We start from the raw sequence: 15,041 nt of genomic DNA on the forward strand, positions 1-15,041 counted from the left end.
CCGCCCACCGCCACGGGCTCCGCGGACCCGTCCACGAGCTGCGCCACGCGCGCCACGTCGCCGTCCCCGACCGTCCCGCCACCGAGCTACCGACTCCCCTCGACCGATCCCCGTCGAGGGTGCCACCGAACCGCCCGGACGGTGGCGACCCGGTGAGGTCGTCAGGACCCCGAGGACCGGGACGTGCCCGCCGGATGGGCCTCCCGGTCCAACGGTGTCGGCCGGTCGGAGTCCTGCTCGGCGGCTCGATCGGGGCGGTCCGGGAAGAAGCGGACCTTGACGAGGCTCGCCACCGTGGTGATCGCCAGCACACCCACGATGACGCCGAGCGAGAGCTCGATCCCGATGACCCCCACGTCCACCGGACGGCCGCCGTTGAGGAACGGCAGCGTGTTGGTGTGCAGCGCCTCGAGCACGAGCTTGACGCCGATGAACGCGAGGATGATCCCGAGGCCGTACTGGAGGTACACGAGCTTGCGCAGCAGGCCACCGAGCAGGAAGTAGAGCTGGCGCAGCCCCATCAGCGCGAACATGTTGGCGGCGAACACGATGTAGGGATCGCGGGTCAGCCCGAAGATCGCCGGGATCGAGTCGAGCGCGAAGAGCAGGTCGGTCGTGCCGATCGCGACCATCACGAACAGCATCGGCGTGACCAGCCACCGCACCCGGCCCGCGGCCGAGCGCCGCCGGACGACCGAGCGGGTGCCGACGTAGTCGTCGGTCATGGGCAGGACGCGCCGCAGCAGGCGCAGCACGGCGTTCTCGCGGTACTCCTCGTCGTCGTCGGACTCCGTGACGACCTTGAGCGCGGTGAGCACGAGGAACGCGCCGAACAGGTAGAACAGCCAGCTGAAGCGCTCGATCGCCGCCGCGCCGGCCAGGATGAACGCGCCGCGCAGCACGAGCGCGATGAGGATCCCGAACAGCAGCACGCGGTGCTGGTAGGCGCGCGGGACCGCGAACGCGCTCATGATCAGCAGGAAGACGAACAGGTTGTCGACCGAGAGCGAGTACTCGAGGACGTAGCCGGCGACGAACTCCGTCGCCTTGTCCTGCCCCGCCAGCAGGGCCAGCCCGCCCGCGAACAGCGCCGCGAGACCGACGTAGACGCCGACCCACCGGGCCGCCTCGTGCACCCCGACCTCGTGGGGGCGGCGGCCGACGATGGCCAGGTCCAGGGCGAGCACGGCCAGCAGCCCGACGATGGTCAGGGCCCACACCCAGAACGGCACGTACATCCGACGGTCTCCGATCCTCCGGGGTGCCGTCAGGGCAGACGGCTCCGCCGGAGGTCTCTCCCGTCGTCCGTTCGGACGACCGGCGGCCCCGGGCACCGACACCGGTCCTCCGACCGGTGCGGCGGCCGTGCTGACGAGGCCGACGCGCAGGGATACTCCCCTCCGCCACGCAGTGTGTCACCTCCGTGAGCGCAGCGCGACGGGGCCCCGGGTGGCGCGTCCCACCTCGAGGGGAGCGCTCACGACCAGCACAGACGGCGCTGGGTTAGCGTTGATTTCGTGATCAGCCGCCCGCTGCGGGTCCTCGGCGTCGTGCTCACCGTCGGCCTGCTCGGGCTCGTGACGGTGGCCGCGGCGCCCGCTCCCGCGCCCGGCGGGAGCGGGGTCCGCAGCCAGGACCTGCGCATCGACGTGCGCGACGGCGCGGCCCGCGACCAGCCGCAGAGCCTCGACGCCACCCTGTGGCTGCCCGCGACCTCCGGGCCCGCGCCGGCGGTGCTCGTCGCGCACGGCTTCGGGGGCAGCAAGGACTCGGTCGCCGCGGACGCCCGCGCCTGGGCCGAGCGCGGCTACGTGGCGCTGGCGTGGTCGGCGCGCGGCTTCGGCGCCAGCACCGGGCAGATCGCCCTGAACTCCCCCGACTACGAGGTCGCCGACGCCCAGCAGCTCGTCGACTGGCTCGCCGCGCGCCCCGAGGTCCGCCAGGACGCCCCGGGCGACCCGCGGGTCGGCGTGACCGGCGAGTCCTACGGCGGGGCGCTCGCGCTGCTGCTGGCCGGGATCGACCGCCGGGTCGACGCGACCATCCCCGTCATCACCTGGAACGACCTCGGCCAGGCGCTCTTCCCCGACCGGGCCGGTGCCGCCCCGGCGTCGACCCCGGCCGCGAGCGCGGCGGCGCCGGACGGTGTCTTCAAGCGGGCCTGGGCGGCGCTGTTCTTCGGCAGCGGCTCCCGCCCGGCGCCCGGGCAGGAGGCCGCGGCGCCCCAGGTGTGCGGACGGTTCCTGCCCGAGGTGTGCGCCGGGTACGTCGCGGCGATCACCACCGGGCGCGAGCCCGCCGACCTCGCGGGGTTCTTCGCCCGGGCGTCGCCCGCGAGCGTCGCCGGGCGCATCGCCGCGCCGACCCTGCTCGTCCAGGGCGAGCGGGACACCCTCTTCGGTCTCGACCAGGCGGACGCCACCGCCCGCGCGATCGCCGCGGGCGGCGGGACCGTCGCCGTGAGCTGGTTCGCCGGCGGCCACGACGGCGGCGGCCCCGACCAGCGGACCACCGCCCGCATGCAGGCGTGGTTCGACCACCACCTCGCCGGCACCGCCCCCGACCCGGGCACGGCGTTCACCTACGTCGTGCCGTCCGGGGTCCAGGCGCGCAGCGCCCCGACCCAGCGGACGATCACGGCGAGCACCTATTCCGGCCTCGACGGCGGCGCGGGCACCCCGCGGACGGCGCTGCCGTTGCGCGGCGAGGCGCAGGACGTCGTGGCCCCCGCGGGCGGTGCGCCGTCCGCGATCTCCTCCGTGCCGGGACTGGCCGGGCTCGCCGGTGCGGCGGGCGGCGGATCGGGCGGTGCGGGCGGGTCGGGCGGATCGGGCGGTTCGGGGGACGACGAGGACGACGGCGGCTCGGGGGGCGGCTCCGGCGGCGGCTCGGGCGGCGGCGGCTCGGGGGGTGGCGGCGGCTCCGGTGGGGCGTCGGCGCTGCTGGGACGCCTCGCGTCGGATCTGCCCGGCCAGGCGGCGACGTTCTCGACCGACCCGCTGACCGCCCGCACGGTCGTCGCCGGCGCGCCCCGGGTGCGGCTCGCGGTGTCGACGGTGCCGGGACGCCCGTCGGGCGAGCCCGTGCTGTTCGCCAAGGTCTACGACGTCGCGGTCGGCGACGGCGGCCCGGGCACCCGGACGCTGCTCGGCAACGCCGTCTCGCCCCTGCGCCTGCCCGCCCCCGGTGCCACACCCACCGAGGTCGAGGTCAGCCTCCCGGCCGTCGTCGCGACGCTGCCCGCGGGACACCGGCTCGAGGTCGTCGTCGCGACCACCGACCAGGCGTACTCCGCGGCGACCGCGCCGGCGGTGTACCGCATCGGCCTCGCCGGCTCCGGCGACACGGCGGCGCTGTCGGTGCCGTCGGTGCCCGGTGACGTCCGCAGCGGCACCTCGGTGCCCCTCGCCCCGCTGATCGCGGCCGGGGTGCTGCTGCTCGGGGTGCTCGCCGCCTGGCTGACGGCCCGGGTGCTCGCCGCCCGGCGCCGGCGCCGCGACCTCGAGCCCGGCGGCGTCCTGGCCCTCGAGGAGGAGCTCGCCGACACGCCGCTGGTCGTGCGCGGGCTCTCGAAGTCGTGGCCCAGCGGGCTGGTGGCCGTCGACGACGTCTCGTTCACCGTCGAGCGCGGGCAGGTGCTGGGCCTGCTCGGGCCCAACGGCGCCGGGAAGACGACGACCCTGCGGATGCTGCTCGGCCTCATCGCCCCGAGCGCCGGCGAGCTGCGCATCTTCGGCCGCCGCGTGGTCGCCGGCGCGCCGGTGCTCTCGCGCGTCGGCGCGTTCGTCGAGGGCGCCGGGTTCCTGCCGCACCTGACCGGGCGCGACAACCTCGAGCTGTTCTGGGCCGCCACCGGCCTCCCGCCGGAGGAGGCGCACCTCGACGAGGCGCTGGAGATCGCCGGGCTCGGGACCGCGGTCGAGCGCGCCGTGCGGACCTACAGCCAGGGCATGCGCCAGCGTCTCGCCATCGCCCAGGCGATGCTCGGCCTGCCCGACCTGCTCGTGCTCGACGAACCCACCAACGGCCTCGACCCGCCCCAGATCCACGCGATGCGCGAGGTGCTGCGCTCGTACGCGCGCGAGGGGCACCGCACGGTCCTCGTGTCGAGCCACCTGCTCGCCGAGGTCGAGCAGACGTGCGACCACGTCGTCGTCATGCACCACGGGCGCGTCGTGGCCACCGGCGAGGTCGCCGAGCTGGTCGCGGGCGGCCAGGTCGCCGTGACGGTGGCCGGGCACCGCGACGAGGCGGTGTCGGTGCTGCGCGGCCGCAACGGCGTGCGCGACGTCGAGCCCGACCCCTCGGACACCGACGTCGTCCTCGTCGACCTGGGCGGCGTCGACCGCGCCGAGGTCGTGCGCACCCTGGTGGAGGCCGGCTTCGACGTCCGCGGAGTCGGACCCCGGCGCCGCCTCGAGGACGCCTTCCTGGCGCTGATCGGAGAGGAGGCCCCCCGCCCGTGAGCACGACCTCGCTCGGCGAACCCCGCACGCTGCCCGTCCGCGTCGAGCTGGCCCGGCAGTGGCGCCGCCGGCGCACCCAGGTGACGCTCGGCCTGTTCGCGCTGCTGCCGGTGATCCTCTGGATCGCGTTCTCGGTCGGTGACGCCCCCCAGCGGGGCACCGCGGCCACGAGCCTCACCGACCTCGCCCAGGCCTCCGGGCCGAACTTCGCGGTGTTCGCGCTGTTCTCCTCGGCGAGCTTCCTGTTCGTCGTGGTCGTCGCGCTCTTCTTCGGCGACACGGTGGCGAGCGAGGCGTCGTGGTCGTCGCTGCGCTACCTGCTCGCGATCCCCGTGCCGCGCGTGCGCCTGCTGCGCCAGAAGACGATCGTCGCGGCGCTGCTGTCGCTGGCGACGCTCGTGGTGCTGCCCGTCGTGGCGATCGTGCTCGGGACGCTGGTGTACGGGGCGGGCGACTACCTCTCCCCCACCGGCGAGTCCCTGCCCTACGGCACGGCGCTCGTCCGGATCCTGCTCGCGGTGGCCTACCTGGCGATCCACCTGCTCTGGGTGGCGGGCGTCGCGACGCTGTTCTCGGTGCTCACCGACGCCCCGCTCGGCGCGGTCGGCGGCGCCGTGCTCGTGTCGATCCTGTCGCAGATCCTCGACACGGTCGACGCGCTCGGCTCGCTGCGCAACGTCCTGCCGACCCACGACGTGTTCGCCTTCGCCGACCTGTTGACCCTCGACGTCGACGGCACCGACCTCGCCCGCGGCGTCCTCTCGGCCCTGGTCTGGTGCATCGCCTTCGGCGCCACCGCGGTCTGGTACTTCCGCCGCAAGGACATCACCAGCTAGCCCGGATCGAGCACCCGGTGTTCGAGCAATGCGGCTTTGCTGGCGTGTGACGCCAGGATCGCCACATCCTCGCCTCGCCGCAGAGCACCCGGGCGTGTCGCGCACCGTGGGGTCGCGTCGAGGCACGGGTGTCCCGGCCCGGCCTCCACGCCGACGTCAGACATGAGGGGATCCACCCGCTCGACCTGTCGATCCGTCCGGCTCCGTCCGTGGTGGGGGTGACACCCGCCCTCCCGAGGAGCTCGCCATGGTCACCACCGCCACGCTGATCGCCGTCCCCGCCGCGGCCGTCGCCGCGCTCGTCGCGAGCGGGACCTACTACGGCGCCCTCGGCGGCGTGCTCGCCCGAGTCCGACGGGCCGACGGCCCGGAGCGTTCGGGCGGGGCCACCGCGGCGGTGGAGCTCGCCCGCAACGTCGTGCTCGCCGCCGGGGTCGCCGTGCTGCTCGCCGCCGTCGGCGTCGCCGGCGTCGGGGCGGCGCTGCTGCTCGCGGCCGGGCTCTGGGTGGCGTTCCCCGTCGTCCTGCTCGCCGGCTCGGTGTTCCACGAGGGCGCGCCGACCGCGGTCGCCGCCCTGCACGCCGGCGACTGGCTGATCAAGCTCGTGATCGTCCTCGGCACCGTCGCCCTGATCAGCGCGTGAGGTCCCGCTCGCGCACCAGCCGGCGCAGGCACCGGGCGATCTCCTCCGCCTCGTCGGCGGGCACCCGGCCGACGACCACCGTCGAGCGCCCGCCGGCGGTCAGCGCGACGTCGCTGCTGCCGTACCGGTCGCTGCCCGAGCAGCCAGCAGCCCACGACGCCGAACAGCACGACGAACGGCGCGAGCACCACCGTCGCGACCGACCACGGAGCCGCCGCCAGCCCGACGGCACCGGCGACCGCCGCCACCAGCAGCCCGACCGCCGTCGCCCCGTCGAGACCACCCCGGCGCGGCCGGATATCTCGATCACGGCGGGCCGGGCGCGGACCGTCACGTGCGCGGTCTGCAGGACGTCGACGAACCCGTCGGTGCCCACCGCGGCGACGCTAGTGCACGCTCGTCACCCACCGCCCGACGGCGCAGCGGGTGTCGTTCACCGCACGAGGAGTCATTTCCTGCCCGAAAACGGGCAGGAAAGTGGCATCGAAGCGCCGGGCGAGGGCAATGTTGCCGGGCATGGACCCCGAGCTCGTGCGCCACGTGGCGACGTCGACGGGTCTGCCCGGGGAGGTCGCCGCCCGCGTGGTGGCCGACGTCGTCGCCTTCTACTCCGAGACCACCGAGGAGTACGTGCGGCGGCGGCACCGGGAGCTGCAGGCCCGTGACCGTCGCAACGCCGAGATCTGGGCGGTGATCGCCGACGAGCTCGCGCACCGCCCCGTCGCGACGGGGACGGTCACCGCACGGCGCCTGCGGCGCATCGTCTACGGCTGAAGGGGGAGGCACTCATGTGCGGCATCGTGGGGTACGTCGGCAACCGCCCGGCGACCAAGATCCTCGTGGAGGGGCTCGCGCGGCTCGAGTACCGCGGCTACGACTCGGCCGGGCTGGCCGTGGCGCACCGCAAGGCGCTGCGGACGACGCGCGCCGTCGGCCGGGTCGACGACCTGCGCGCGGCGGTCGGCGACGACGAGTCCCCCGGGCGCACGGGCATCGCCCACACCCGCTGGGCCACCCACGGCGAGCCCAGCGAGCGCAACGCCCACCCCCACACCGACGCGGCGGGCCGGATCGCCGTCGTGCACAACGGCATCCTCGAGAACGCCGACGAGCTGCGCGCGAAGCTGGCCGCCGAGGGCGTCGCCCTGCGCTCGGACACCGACACCGAGGTCCTCCCCCACCTCGTCGCGCGCGCCCTCGACGGCGGGTCGCCCTCGCTCGAGGAGGCCGTCCGCGAGGCGCTGCGCAGCGTCGAGGGCACCTACGGGCTGGTCGTGCTCGACGCGCGCCACCCCGAGGAGCTCGTCGTCGCCCGCAACGGCAGCCCCATCGTGCTCGGGCTCGGCGACGGCGAGATGTTCGTCGCCTCCGACGTCGCGGCGCTCGTGCGCCACACCCGGCAGGTGGTGTTCCTCGCCGACGGGGAGATCGCGACGCTGACCGCCGCCGGCTACGAGGGCTCGCGCCTCGGCCCGCCGACCACCGTCGACATGGACGACGCCGACTTCGACCTCGACGGCCACCCCGACTTCCTGTCCAAGGAGATCTACGAGCAGCCCGCGGCCCTGCAGCGGATGCTCGCGGGCCGGCTCGACGCGCGCTTCGCGACCGCCCGGCTCGACGGCCTGCACCTCGATCCCCGCGAGCTGCGCGGCATCCGGCGCGTGACGTTCCTGGGCTGCGGGTCCGCGCTCTACGCCGGGCAGATCGGCGCCGGGCTCGTCGAGGAGCTCGCCCGCATCCCGGCGGACGCCGAGCAGGCCAGCGAGTTCCGTTACCGCAACCCCCTCGTCGACCCCGAGACGCTCTACGTCGCCGTGAGCCAGTCCGGCGAGACCATCGACACCCTCGCCGCCGTCGAGGAGCTGCAGCGCAAGGGCGGCCGCGTCGTCGGCGTCGTCAACGTCATCGGCTCGGCGATCGCCCGCCAGTGCGGCGCGGGGACCTTCCTGCACGCCGGCCCCGAGGTGTCGGTGGCCTCGACGAAGGCGTTCAGCTCGATGGTCACGTCGTTCGCGCTGCTCGCGCTGCTGCTCGGGCGGGTGCGCGACCTGTCCTCGGCGCACGGCTCGCGGCTCGTCGAAGGGCTGCGACGGCTGCCGGACGCGGTCGAGACGGCGCTGGAGTCGGCCGACGAGGTCGAGGCGGTGGCGCGGCGCTACGCGGACGCGCGCTCGATGTTCTACCTGGGCCGGGTGCGGGGCGCCGCGGTCGCCCGCGAGGGCGCGCAGAAGCTCAAGGAGATCTCCTACGTGCACGCCGAGGCCTATGCGGCCGCGGAGCTCAAGCACGGCCCGCTCGCCCTGATCGACGCGGCCATGCCGTCGGTGGTCGTGATCCCCGACGACGAGCTGCTGAGCAAGAACATCAGCACCGTCGAGCAGATCAAGGCCCGCGGCGGCCCGGTGATCGCCGTGACCAACGCGGAGATCCCCGACGGGCTCGCCGACGCCGTCATCCGCGTCCCGCGCCTGGAGCCCGAGCTCGACCCGATCCTGCTCGGCGTGCCGCTGCAGCTGCTCGCCTACCACTGCGCGCGGGCGCTCGGCCGCGACATCGACAAGCCCCGCAACCTCGCCAAGAGCGTCACCGTCGAATAGCCCTCGTGAGCAGTTGGCGCCCCTCTGGGGGGCGCCAACTGCTCACGTACCGGGGACGCCCACCTCGATCGTCAGGGGGCCGTCGGGATCGGGGGCGTCGACGCAGGCGTGGCCGCCGGGGCGCAGCGCGCCGGCCACGATCCGGCGGGACAGGGCGCGGTCGACCTCGCGCGTCACGACGCGGCGCATCGGCCGGGCGCCGAGGGCCGGGTCGTGGCCGCGGGCCACGAGGGCGTCGACGGCCGCCGGCGTCACGGTCAGCCCGACCTCCTGGGCCGCGAGCCGTTCGCGGGTGCCGTCGAGCATCAGCTCGACCACGGCGCGCCGGGACTCCGGGTCGAGCGGCGTGAACAGCACGACCTCGTCGATCCGCCCGAGGAACTCGGGGCGCAGCGCGCGGGCCAGCGCCGTGACGACGCTCGCCCGGGCCGCGTCGGGATCGGTGCCCTCGGTCAGCGACCCGGCGCCGAGGTTGCTCGTCATGATCACGACGGCGTCGGCGAACGACACCGTCCGCCCGCGCCCGTCGGTGAGCCGCCCGGCGTCGAGCACCCCGAGCAGCAGCGCGAGCACGTCGGGGTGCGCCTTCTCGATCTCGTCGAGCAGCACCACGCAGGACGGCGTACGCCGGATCGCCTCGGTGAGCTCGCCGGGCCGGTCGTGCCCGACGTAGCCGGGCGGGGCGCCGGTGAGGCGGCTGACCGTGTGGGCCTCGCGGAACTCACCGAGGTCGAGGCGCACGAGGCGCTCGTCGGAGCCGTGCAGGGCCTCGGCCAGGGCGCGCGCCAGCTCCGTCTTCCCGACGCCGGTCGGCCCCGCGAAGAGGAACGACGCGACGGGCCGCCCGGGCTGGCCCATCCCCGCCCGTCCCGCGAGCACCGCGTCGGTGACCGCCTCGAGTGCGTGGTCCTGGCCCACCACCCGTCGGCGCAGGTGGTCGGCGAGCCCGAGCAGGCGGCTGCGCTCGGAGTCGGTGAGGTGCGCGACGGGCAGGCCGGTGCGGTCGGCGACCACCTGCGCGACGTCGGCGACGCTCACCGTCCCCGACGCGCCCGGGTCCTCCCCGCGCCGCAGCCGGACCCGGGCGGCGGCCGTGTCGAGTGCGTCGATCGCCTTGTCGGGGAGGAAACGGTCGCGGACGTGGCGGGCGGTGAGCTCGACCGCGGCCCGGCGCACGTCCTCGGGCAGCCGCACGTGGTGGTGCTCCTCGTAGCGGGCGCGCAGCCCGTCGAGGATGGCCACGGTCTCCTCGACGGTCGGCTCGTCGACGGTGATCGGCGCGAACCGGCGCTCGAGCGCGGGGTCGGACTCGACGTGGCGGCGGTACTCCTCGAGCGTCGTCGCCCCGACCACCTGCAGGTCGCCGCGCGCCAGGGCCGGCTTGAGGATGTCCGCGGCGTCCATCGTCCCCTCGACGCCCGCGCCCGCCCCGACGACGGTGTGCAGCTCGTCGAGGAAGAGCACGACGCCCCGCTCGGTCGCCGTGACCTCGTCGACCAGGCGCCGCAACCGCTCCTCGAACTCGCCGCGGTACTTCGTGCCCGCGACGAGACCGGCCAGGTCGATCGCCACGACCCGTCGCCCCGACGGGCCGGGGACCGTCCCCGCGGCGATCCGCGCGGCGATCCCCTCCACGATCGCGGTCTTGCCGACCCCCGGGTCGCCGACCAGCACCGGGTTGTTCTTGGTGCGCCGTCCGAGGATCTCCAGCACGGCCGCGACCTCGCGCTCGCGGCCGACCACCGGGTCGAGGCGCCCGGCGCGGGCGGCCGCCGTGAGGTCGCGCCCGAAGCGGTCCAGCACGGGCGTGCGGGTGTCCCCGCGCGGACGCCCGGTCGGACCCCCGGTCGGACGCTCCTCGGCACCCGGCTCGGCCCGGCCGAGGTCGCCGAAGCCCTCGACGAGGCGGCCGATCAGCTCCTCGATGGGGTTGGAGAAGTCCCCCGGGCCGTCCCGGGGTTCACGGCGGGCGTCATCGCTCACCGCTCCATCATGCGCGCGCTCAGCAGGAGGGCTCGACGGAGAGGACGCCGGGCAGCGTGCGGACGCGGTCGGCGAACTCCGCGCACTCGGTGCTGGTGAGCGCGACGGTGCACTGGACGCACGAGCAGCTGACGCCCTCGTGGACGTCGACCGAGAAGTCCGGGACGCGGTAGCCGAACGAGCAGAGCGCGGACGCGAGGTCCATGACGCCGGGCATGCCGCCGGTGGTGAGGATCGTGAACGGGCGGGGCAGCCGCGAGGCGCGTCGCGGGGCGGGGGCGGTGCGGGGCTGCTCGATGGTCGTCACGACGTGGGCTCCCGAGGATCCGGTGGTGGAGGTGGATCCGAGCCAGGTCTCGGCGGACCGCTACGAGCCCCGGAGGGGCGAGCGGTGGTGCGCGCCGGGGCCCTGGCTCACCCGGCGCGCCGAAGTACTACCTCTCGACGGAGCGCTGCCTGCATGACGGGCATGTTACCCCCGCCACTCCGATGGTCAACTCGGCACCCCGGCGCGTCCGCCTCGATCGGGTGATCGTCGCCCGTGATCACGCTAGGCCGTCGCGCTCCGATCACCACGTGTCATCGCCCCGACCGGCCACTGGTCCCGACGCGCCGTCATCGGGAAAACTGGTGACGATATGTGACCGATCGCGGGGCAGGGGCGGGGTTGAGCGAGTCCACCATCGGGTCCGTCGTGGGCGGGGTGCGCCTGGACGCCGAGATCGGCCGCGGTGGCATGGGCGTCGTCTACCGGGGCTTCCAGACCGCCCTCAACCGCACGGTGGCGGTGAAGGTCGTCCGCGGCGCGTTCGCCGACGACGAGGACTACCGCGCCCGGTTCCGGCGGGAGTGCGAGCTCGCCGCCTCCCTCGAGCACCCGCACGTCGTCCCGATCTACTCCGCCGACGTCGACGAGGGCCGACTCTCCGTCGTCATGCGCTTCGTCGACGGCCTCGACCTCGCCGCGGTCCTCGGGCGGCACGGCCGGCTCTCCCCGTCCTACGCCGTCGAGCTGATCGGCCAGATCGCCTCCGCCCTCGACGCCGCGCACCGCCAGGGACTGGTCCACCGCGACGTGAAGCCGCCAACATCCTCGTGAGCAGCGCCGATGGCCGGCCGCACGCGTACCTCACCGACTTCGGGCTGAGCCGCGCCGGCACCGACCCCCGGGGGATCACCGGCAGCGGGGTGCTCATGGGCACGCCCGAGTACATGGCCCCGGAGCAGTACGAGGCGTCCCGGGGCCCCGACCCGCGCAGCGACGCCTACGCCCTCGGCTGCGTGCTCTACCAGTGCCTCACCGGCCGCGCGCCGTTCCGTCAGGACTCGGCGGCCGGCCTGATGTGGGCGCACCTCTCCGCGCCGCCCCCGTCGCCCCGCGCGGACGTCCCGACGCTGCCGCCGGCGGTCGACGGTGTCGTGGCGCGGGCGATGGCCAAGCGGCCCGAGGAGCGCTACGGCTCGGCCGGCGAGATGGTCCGCGCGTTCCGCGACGCCGTCACCGGCCCGGTCGGATCGTGGACGCCGACGCAGACCAGCCCGTCGGTCGTGCGGACGGCGACCATCCCCCGGCCCGCCACCGCACCGACACCGTGGACGCCGGGCCCACCGCCACCCCCACAGCAGCCGCCCCCACCGCAGCAGCAGCAGCCGCCGCAGCCGCGGGAACCGGTCGCCGCCGGGACGCCGCGCCGGTCCCGGTGGCTCACCGTCGGCGTGCCGGTCGCGGCCCTGCTGCTGGTGGCGGCGGTCGTCGCGGCCGTCGCGCTCGTGCCCTGGGACCGGGCGGGCTCGATCGCCGGGGCCGCGATCACCGTCGGGCGCAAGCCGCTCGACGTCGAGGTCGGCGCCGGGTCGGTGTGGACCGCCAACGCCGACGACGGCTCCGTCTCCCGGATCGACCCGGCCACCGGTTCCGCCACGACGATCCCGGTCGGCGGCTATCCGTCCCAGCTCGTCGTCACCCCGGAGGCGCTCTGGGTGCTCGACCTCTACACGTCGGTGAACCGCGTCGACCTGGCCACGGGTACCCAGACGGAGGTGGCCGGGCCGGGCGCGGGAATCACCGCGATCGAGGGCGGCGGCGGCTACCTGTGGATGGCCCACGGCGACACGAACACGGTCTCGCGCATCGACATGGCCACGCGGCGCCTCGACCCGCTGCCGCCGGTCCCGGTGGGCCGGCGCCCGAGCACGCTGGCCTGGGTCGGCGACACGCTGTTCGTCGGGAACGCCGACGACCGCACGATGTCGCTGATCGACCGCAGCGGCCGGCAGTTCTCGCCCCCGATCGTCTTCTCCACCGACGTCGGCGGGATGGAGGTGGACGGCGGGACGATCTTCGTCGTCTTCGGGGACGCGAACGCCCCCGCGGACCAGGCGCGGTTCCTCACCCGGCCCGTCGAGGCCGCCTCGCACGTCGTCGGCGCCCCGATCGACCTCGGGCCCGCCTCGTGGTTCGAGGTCGGGCACGGCGCCGGCTGGGCCGCCTACCCGTTCGCCGACGAGATCCGCCGGATCGACCTGCAGACCGGCACCGCCAGCGGCGACCCGATCGAGGGCGTGGGCCGCGACGTCGGCGCGATGCGCGCCGACGGCACCGACCTGTGGGTCACCGACATCCGCGAGAACACCCTGACCCGGGTGGCGCTCGAGTAGGTCGTCAGACCATCACGATCCCGCCGTCGATCATCACCGCCTGCCCGGTCATGTAGTCGGCGTCGCGGCTCGCGAGGTAGGAGACGAACGACGCGACGTCCTCGGGCGTCTGCACGCGGCCGAGGGCGATGAGCTGCGAGTACTGCTTCAGGGCCTCCCCCTTGCCGGTGCCGAGGTAGCCGCCGAGGCCCTCGTCGATCTCGTCCCACATGGTCGTGCCGACGATGCCCGGGCAGTAGGCGTTGACGGTGATCCGGTGGCTCGCGAGCTCCTTCGCGGCGGCCTGGGTCAGCGCCCGCACCGCGAACTTCGACGCCGAGTAGTGCCCGAGGTGGTCGAAGCCCTGGTGCCCGGCGATGGAGGCGGCGTTGATGATCTTCCCGCCGCGCCCCTGCTCGATCATCGCCTCGGCCGCGGCCTGCAGGCACCAGAGCACGCCGCCCACGTTGATCCCGAGCATGCGCTGCAGGTCCTCGGGCGTGACCTCGAGCAGTGTCTTGACCTGGGCGATGCCCGCGTTGGCGACCATGACGTCGATCGACCCGAAGCGCTCGCGCGCCGCGGCGACCAGCGCCGTGCAGGCGTCCTTGTCGGCCACGTCGGTCGCGGTCGCCGCCGCCTGCCCGCCGGCGTCGGTGATCTCCTTCGCGACGCCCTGCGCCGTGGCCGGGTCGATGTCGGAGACCATCACCGCCAGCCCGTCGGTCGCGAGCCGGCGCGCGATGGCGGCGCCGATCCCCCGTCCGGCGCCGGTGACGACGGCGACGCGCGTCCCAGCGGCGTTGTCCGGGGCGGTCACGGGTGCACCAGGATCTTCACGTTGGTCTCCTTGTGGTCGATGAGCTCGCGGAAGCCCTGCTCGACGATGTCCTCGAGCGGGATGCGGCCGGTGATGAACTGGTCGACGTCGACGACGCCGGAACGGATGAGATCGATGACCTCGGGGTGCCGGCCCGCGTAGGCCAGCGAGCCGATGAGCCGGATCTCGGAGAACACGAGGGTGTTCACGTCGAAGGTCGCGGGGTGGCCCCAGATCGAGACGTTGATGCACGTGCCGCCCGGCCGGGTGGACGCGACGGCCTGGGCAAGGACGGGGTCGAGGCCGGCGCACTCGAACGTCACGTCCGCGCCCGCCCCGTCGGTCAGCTCGCGGATGCGCTCCGGCACGTCCTCCTGCGTGGGGTCGAGGACGACGTCGGCGCCCGCGCCGGGGGCCTTCGCCTTGCGCGCGTCGGCGGGCTCGACGACGACGATCTGACCGGCGCCCGCCGCGCGCAGCGCCGCGGCCGTGACGAGCCCGATCGGGCCGGACCCGAACACCGCGGCGGTCTGGCCCTTCTCGATCCCCGACAGCTTGGTGGCGTGGTAGCCGACGGCGAGCGGCTCGACGAGCGCACCCTGCTCGGCGGACAGACCGTCGATGGGGTGCACCCAGCGCTGGTCGACGACCATCTTCTCGGCGAACCCGCCCTGGTCCCCGTCGAGGCCGATGAACCCCAGCTGGCGGCAGACGTTGTAGCGCCCGGCTCGGCAGGCCACGCACGTCCCGCACACGTCGTAGGGCTCGACCACGACGCGGTCGCCCTCGGACACCCCGGTGACGCCCGAGCCGACCCCGGCGACGACCCCCGAGAACTCGTGCCCGAGCGTGATCGGGATGGCACCGCCGGTCAGCGGGTGCGGTGCCTGCGGGGTGGGCGTGAAGATCGGGCCGTCGAGGAACTCGTGGAGGTCGGTGCCGCAGATGCCGCACCACTCGACGGCGACCTGGACCTGGCCGGGGCCGGGACGGGGTTCGGGCACGTCCTCGACGCGCACGTCACCCCGGCCGTGGAAGCGAGCAGCCTTCATGGGT

The 15,041-nt window shown here is 74.9% G+C and carries 11 protein-coding genes and 1 pseudogene; 6 read left to right on the top strand and 6 right to left on the bottom strand.

All coding sequences use genetic code 11. The features are described from left to right. Window positions 1-161: 161 nt before the first annotated feature. On the bottom strand, window positions 162-1,238 hold the full coding sequence (locus QSK03_RS02075) for a TerC family protein (RefSeq protein WP_285648290.1): 1,077 nt from the start codon (window positions 1,236-1,238) through the stop codon (window positions 162-164). Window positions 1,239-1,517: 279 nt separating this feature from the next. On the opposite strand from QSK03_RS02075, the gene QSK03_RS02080 reads away from it, so the two are divergent. The 3 genes from QSK03_RS02080 to QSK03_RS02090 all read left to right on the top strand — a co-directional run bounded on the left by QSK03_RS02080 (window position 1,518) and on the right by QSK03_RS02090 (window position 5,945). Continuing rightward, the gene (locus tag QSK03_RS02080; RefSeq protein ID WP_285648291.1) at window positions 1,518-4,466 is read left to right on the top strand and encodes an alpha/beta fold hydrolase; all 2,949 of its coding nucleotides are present in this window, start codon (window positions 1,518-1,520) and stop codon (window positions 4,464-4,466) included. Continuing rightward, complete coding sequence (locus QSK03_RS02085; protein WP_285648292.1) at window positions 4,463-5,302, top strand: ABC transporter permease; 840 nt, start codon at window positions 4,463-4,465, stop codon at window positions 5,300-5,302. The genes QSK03_RS02080 and QSK03_RS02085 overlap by 4 nt, the downstream gene beginning before the upstream one ends. 247 nt (window positions 5,303-5,549) lie before the next feature. Continuing rightward, a complete protein-coding gene (locus QSK03_RS02090; protein WP_285648293.1) occupies window positions 5,550-5,945 on the top strand; it encodes a DUF1761 family protein in 396 nt (131 codons plus the stop codon). Here the strand turns inward: QSK03_RS02090 and QSK03_RS02095 are convergent. Then, complete coding sequence (locus tag QSK03_RS02095) at window positions 5,935-6,321, bottom strand: hypothetical protein (RefSeq protein ID WP_285648294.1); 387 nt, start codon at window positions 6,319-6,321, stop codon at window positions 5,935-5,937. The two genes, QSK03_RS02090 and QSK03_RS02095, sit on opposite strands and share 11 nt — an antisense overlap. A 140-nt stretch (window positions 6,322-6,461) precedes the next feature. Between QSK03_RS02095 and QSK03_RS02100 the strand changes: the two genes are divergently transcribed. Together QSK03_RS02100 and glmS are read left to right on the top strand one after the other, a co-directional pair. Continuing rightward, window positions 6,462-6,719, top strand: coding sequence for an SPX domain-containing protein (locus QSK03_RS02100; RefSeq protein ID WP_285648295.1), 258 nt, complete (start codon window positions 6,462-6,464; stop codon window positions 6,717-6,719). Between the two features lie 14 nt (window positions 6,720-6,733). Then, window positions 6,734-8,545 (top strand): glutamine--fructose-6-phosphate transaminase (isomerizing), encoded by a 1,812-nt coding sequence (glmS, locus tag QSK03_RS02105; protein ID WP_285648296.1) that lies wholly within the window; start codon window positions 6,734-6,736, stop codon window positions 8,543-8,545. Window positions 8,546-8,587: 42 nt separating this feature from the next. On the opposite strand, the gene QSK03_RS02110 is transcribed toward glmS, so the two are convergent. Beyond that, window positions 8,588-10,528, bottom strand: coding sequence for an ATP-dependent Clp protease ATP-binding subunit (locus QSK03_RS02110; RefSeq protein WP_285648297.1), 1,941 nt, complete (start codon window positions 10,526-10,528; stop codon window positions 8,588-8,590). 19 nt (window positions 10,529-10,547) lie between these two features. After that, window positions 10,548-10,835: a hypothetical protein gene (locus QSK03_RS02115; protein ID WP_285648298.1), complete on the bottom strand. Its 288-nt coding sequence runs from the start codon at window positions 10,833-10,835 to the stop codon at window positions 10,548-10,550. Between the two features lie 396 nt (window positions 10,836-11,231). Between QSK03_RS02115 and QSK03_RS33385 the strand changes: the two are divergent. Then, window positions 11,232-11,923, top strand: a pseudogene (locus tag QSK03_RS33385) (serine/threonine-protein kinase); the annotation flags it as partial. A gap of 1,267 nt (window positions 11,924-13,190) precedes the next feature. Here the strand turns inward: QSK03_RS33385 and QSK03_RS02125 are convergent. Together QSK03_RS02125 and QSK03_RS02130 are read right to left on the bottom strand one after the other, a co-directional pair. Further along, on the bottom strand, window positions 13,191-13,985 hold the full coding sequence (locus QSK03_RS02125; protein WP_285648299.1) for an acetoin reductase: 795 nt from the start codon (window positions 13,983-13,985) through the stop codon (window positions 13,191-13,193). After that, on the bottom strand, window positions 13,982-15,037 hold the full coding sequence (locus QSK03_RS02130) for a 2,3-butanediol dehydrogenase (RefSeq protein WP_285648300.1): 1,056 nt from the start codon (window positions 15,035-15,037) through the stop codon (window positions 13,982-13,984). Before QSK03_RS02130 ends, QSK03_RS02125 begins: the two co-directional genes overlap by 4 nt. Window positions 15,038-15,041: the final 4 nt, after the last annotated feature.

It is taken from the genome of Actinomycetospora sp. NBRC 106375 (assembly GCF_030269665.1).
In the GTDB taxonomy this organism is placed as follows: Bacteria; Actinomycetota; Actinomycetes; order Mycobacteriales; family Pseudonocardiaceae; genus Actinomycetospora.

What these genes read in the sequence shown, in the direction of transcription:
- QSK03_RS02075 (WP_285648290.1), bottom strand. Translation starts at nt 1,238, where the DNA reads ATGTACGTGCCGTTCTGGGTGTGGGCCCTGACCATCGTCGGGCTGCTG.
- QSK03_RS02100 (WP_285648295.1), top strand. Translation starts at nt 6,462, where the DNA reads ATGGACCCCGAGCTCGTGCGCCACGTGGCGACGTCGACGGGTCTGCCC.
- QSK03_RS02090 (WP_285648293.1), top strand. Translation starts at nt 5,550, where the DNA reads ATGGTCACCACCGCCACGCTGATCGCCGTCCCCGCCGCGGCCGTCGCC.
- glmS (WP_285648296.1), top strand. Translation starts at nt 6,734, where the DNA reads ATGTGCGGCATCGTGGGGTACGTCGGCAACCGCCCGGCGACCAAGATC.
- QSK03_RS02130 (WP_285648300.1), bottom strand. Translation starts at nt 15,037, where the DNA reads ATGAAGGCTGCTCGCTTCCACGGCCGGGGTGACGTGCGCGTCGAGGAC.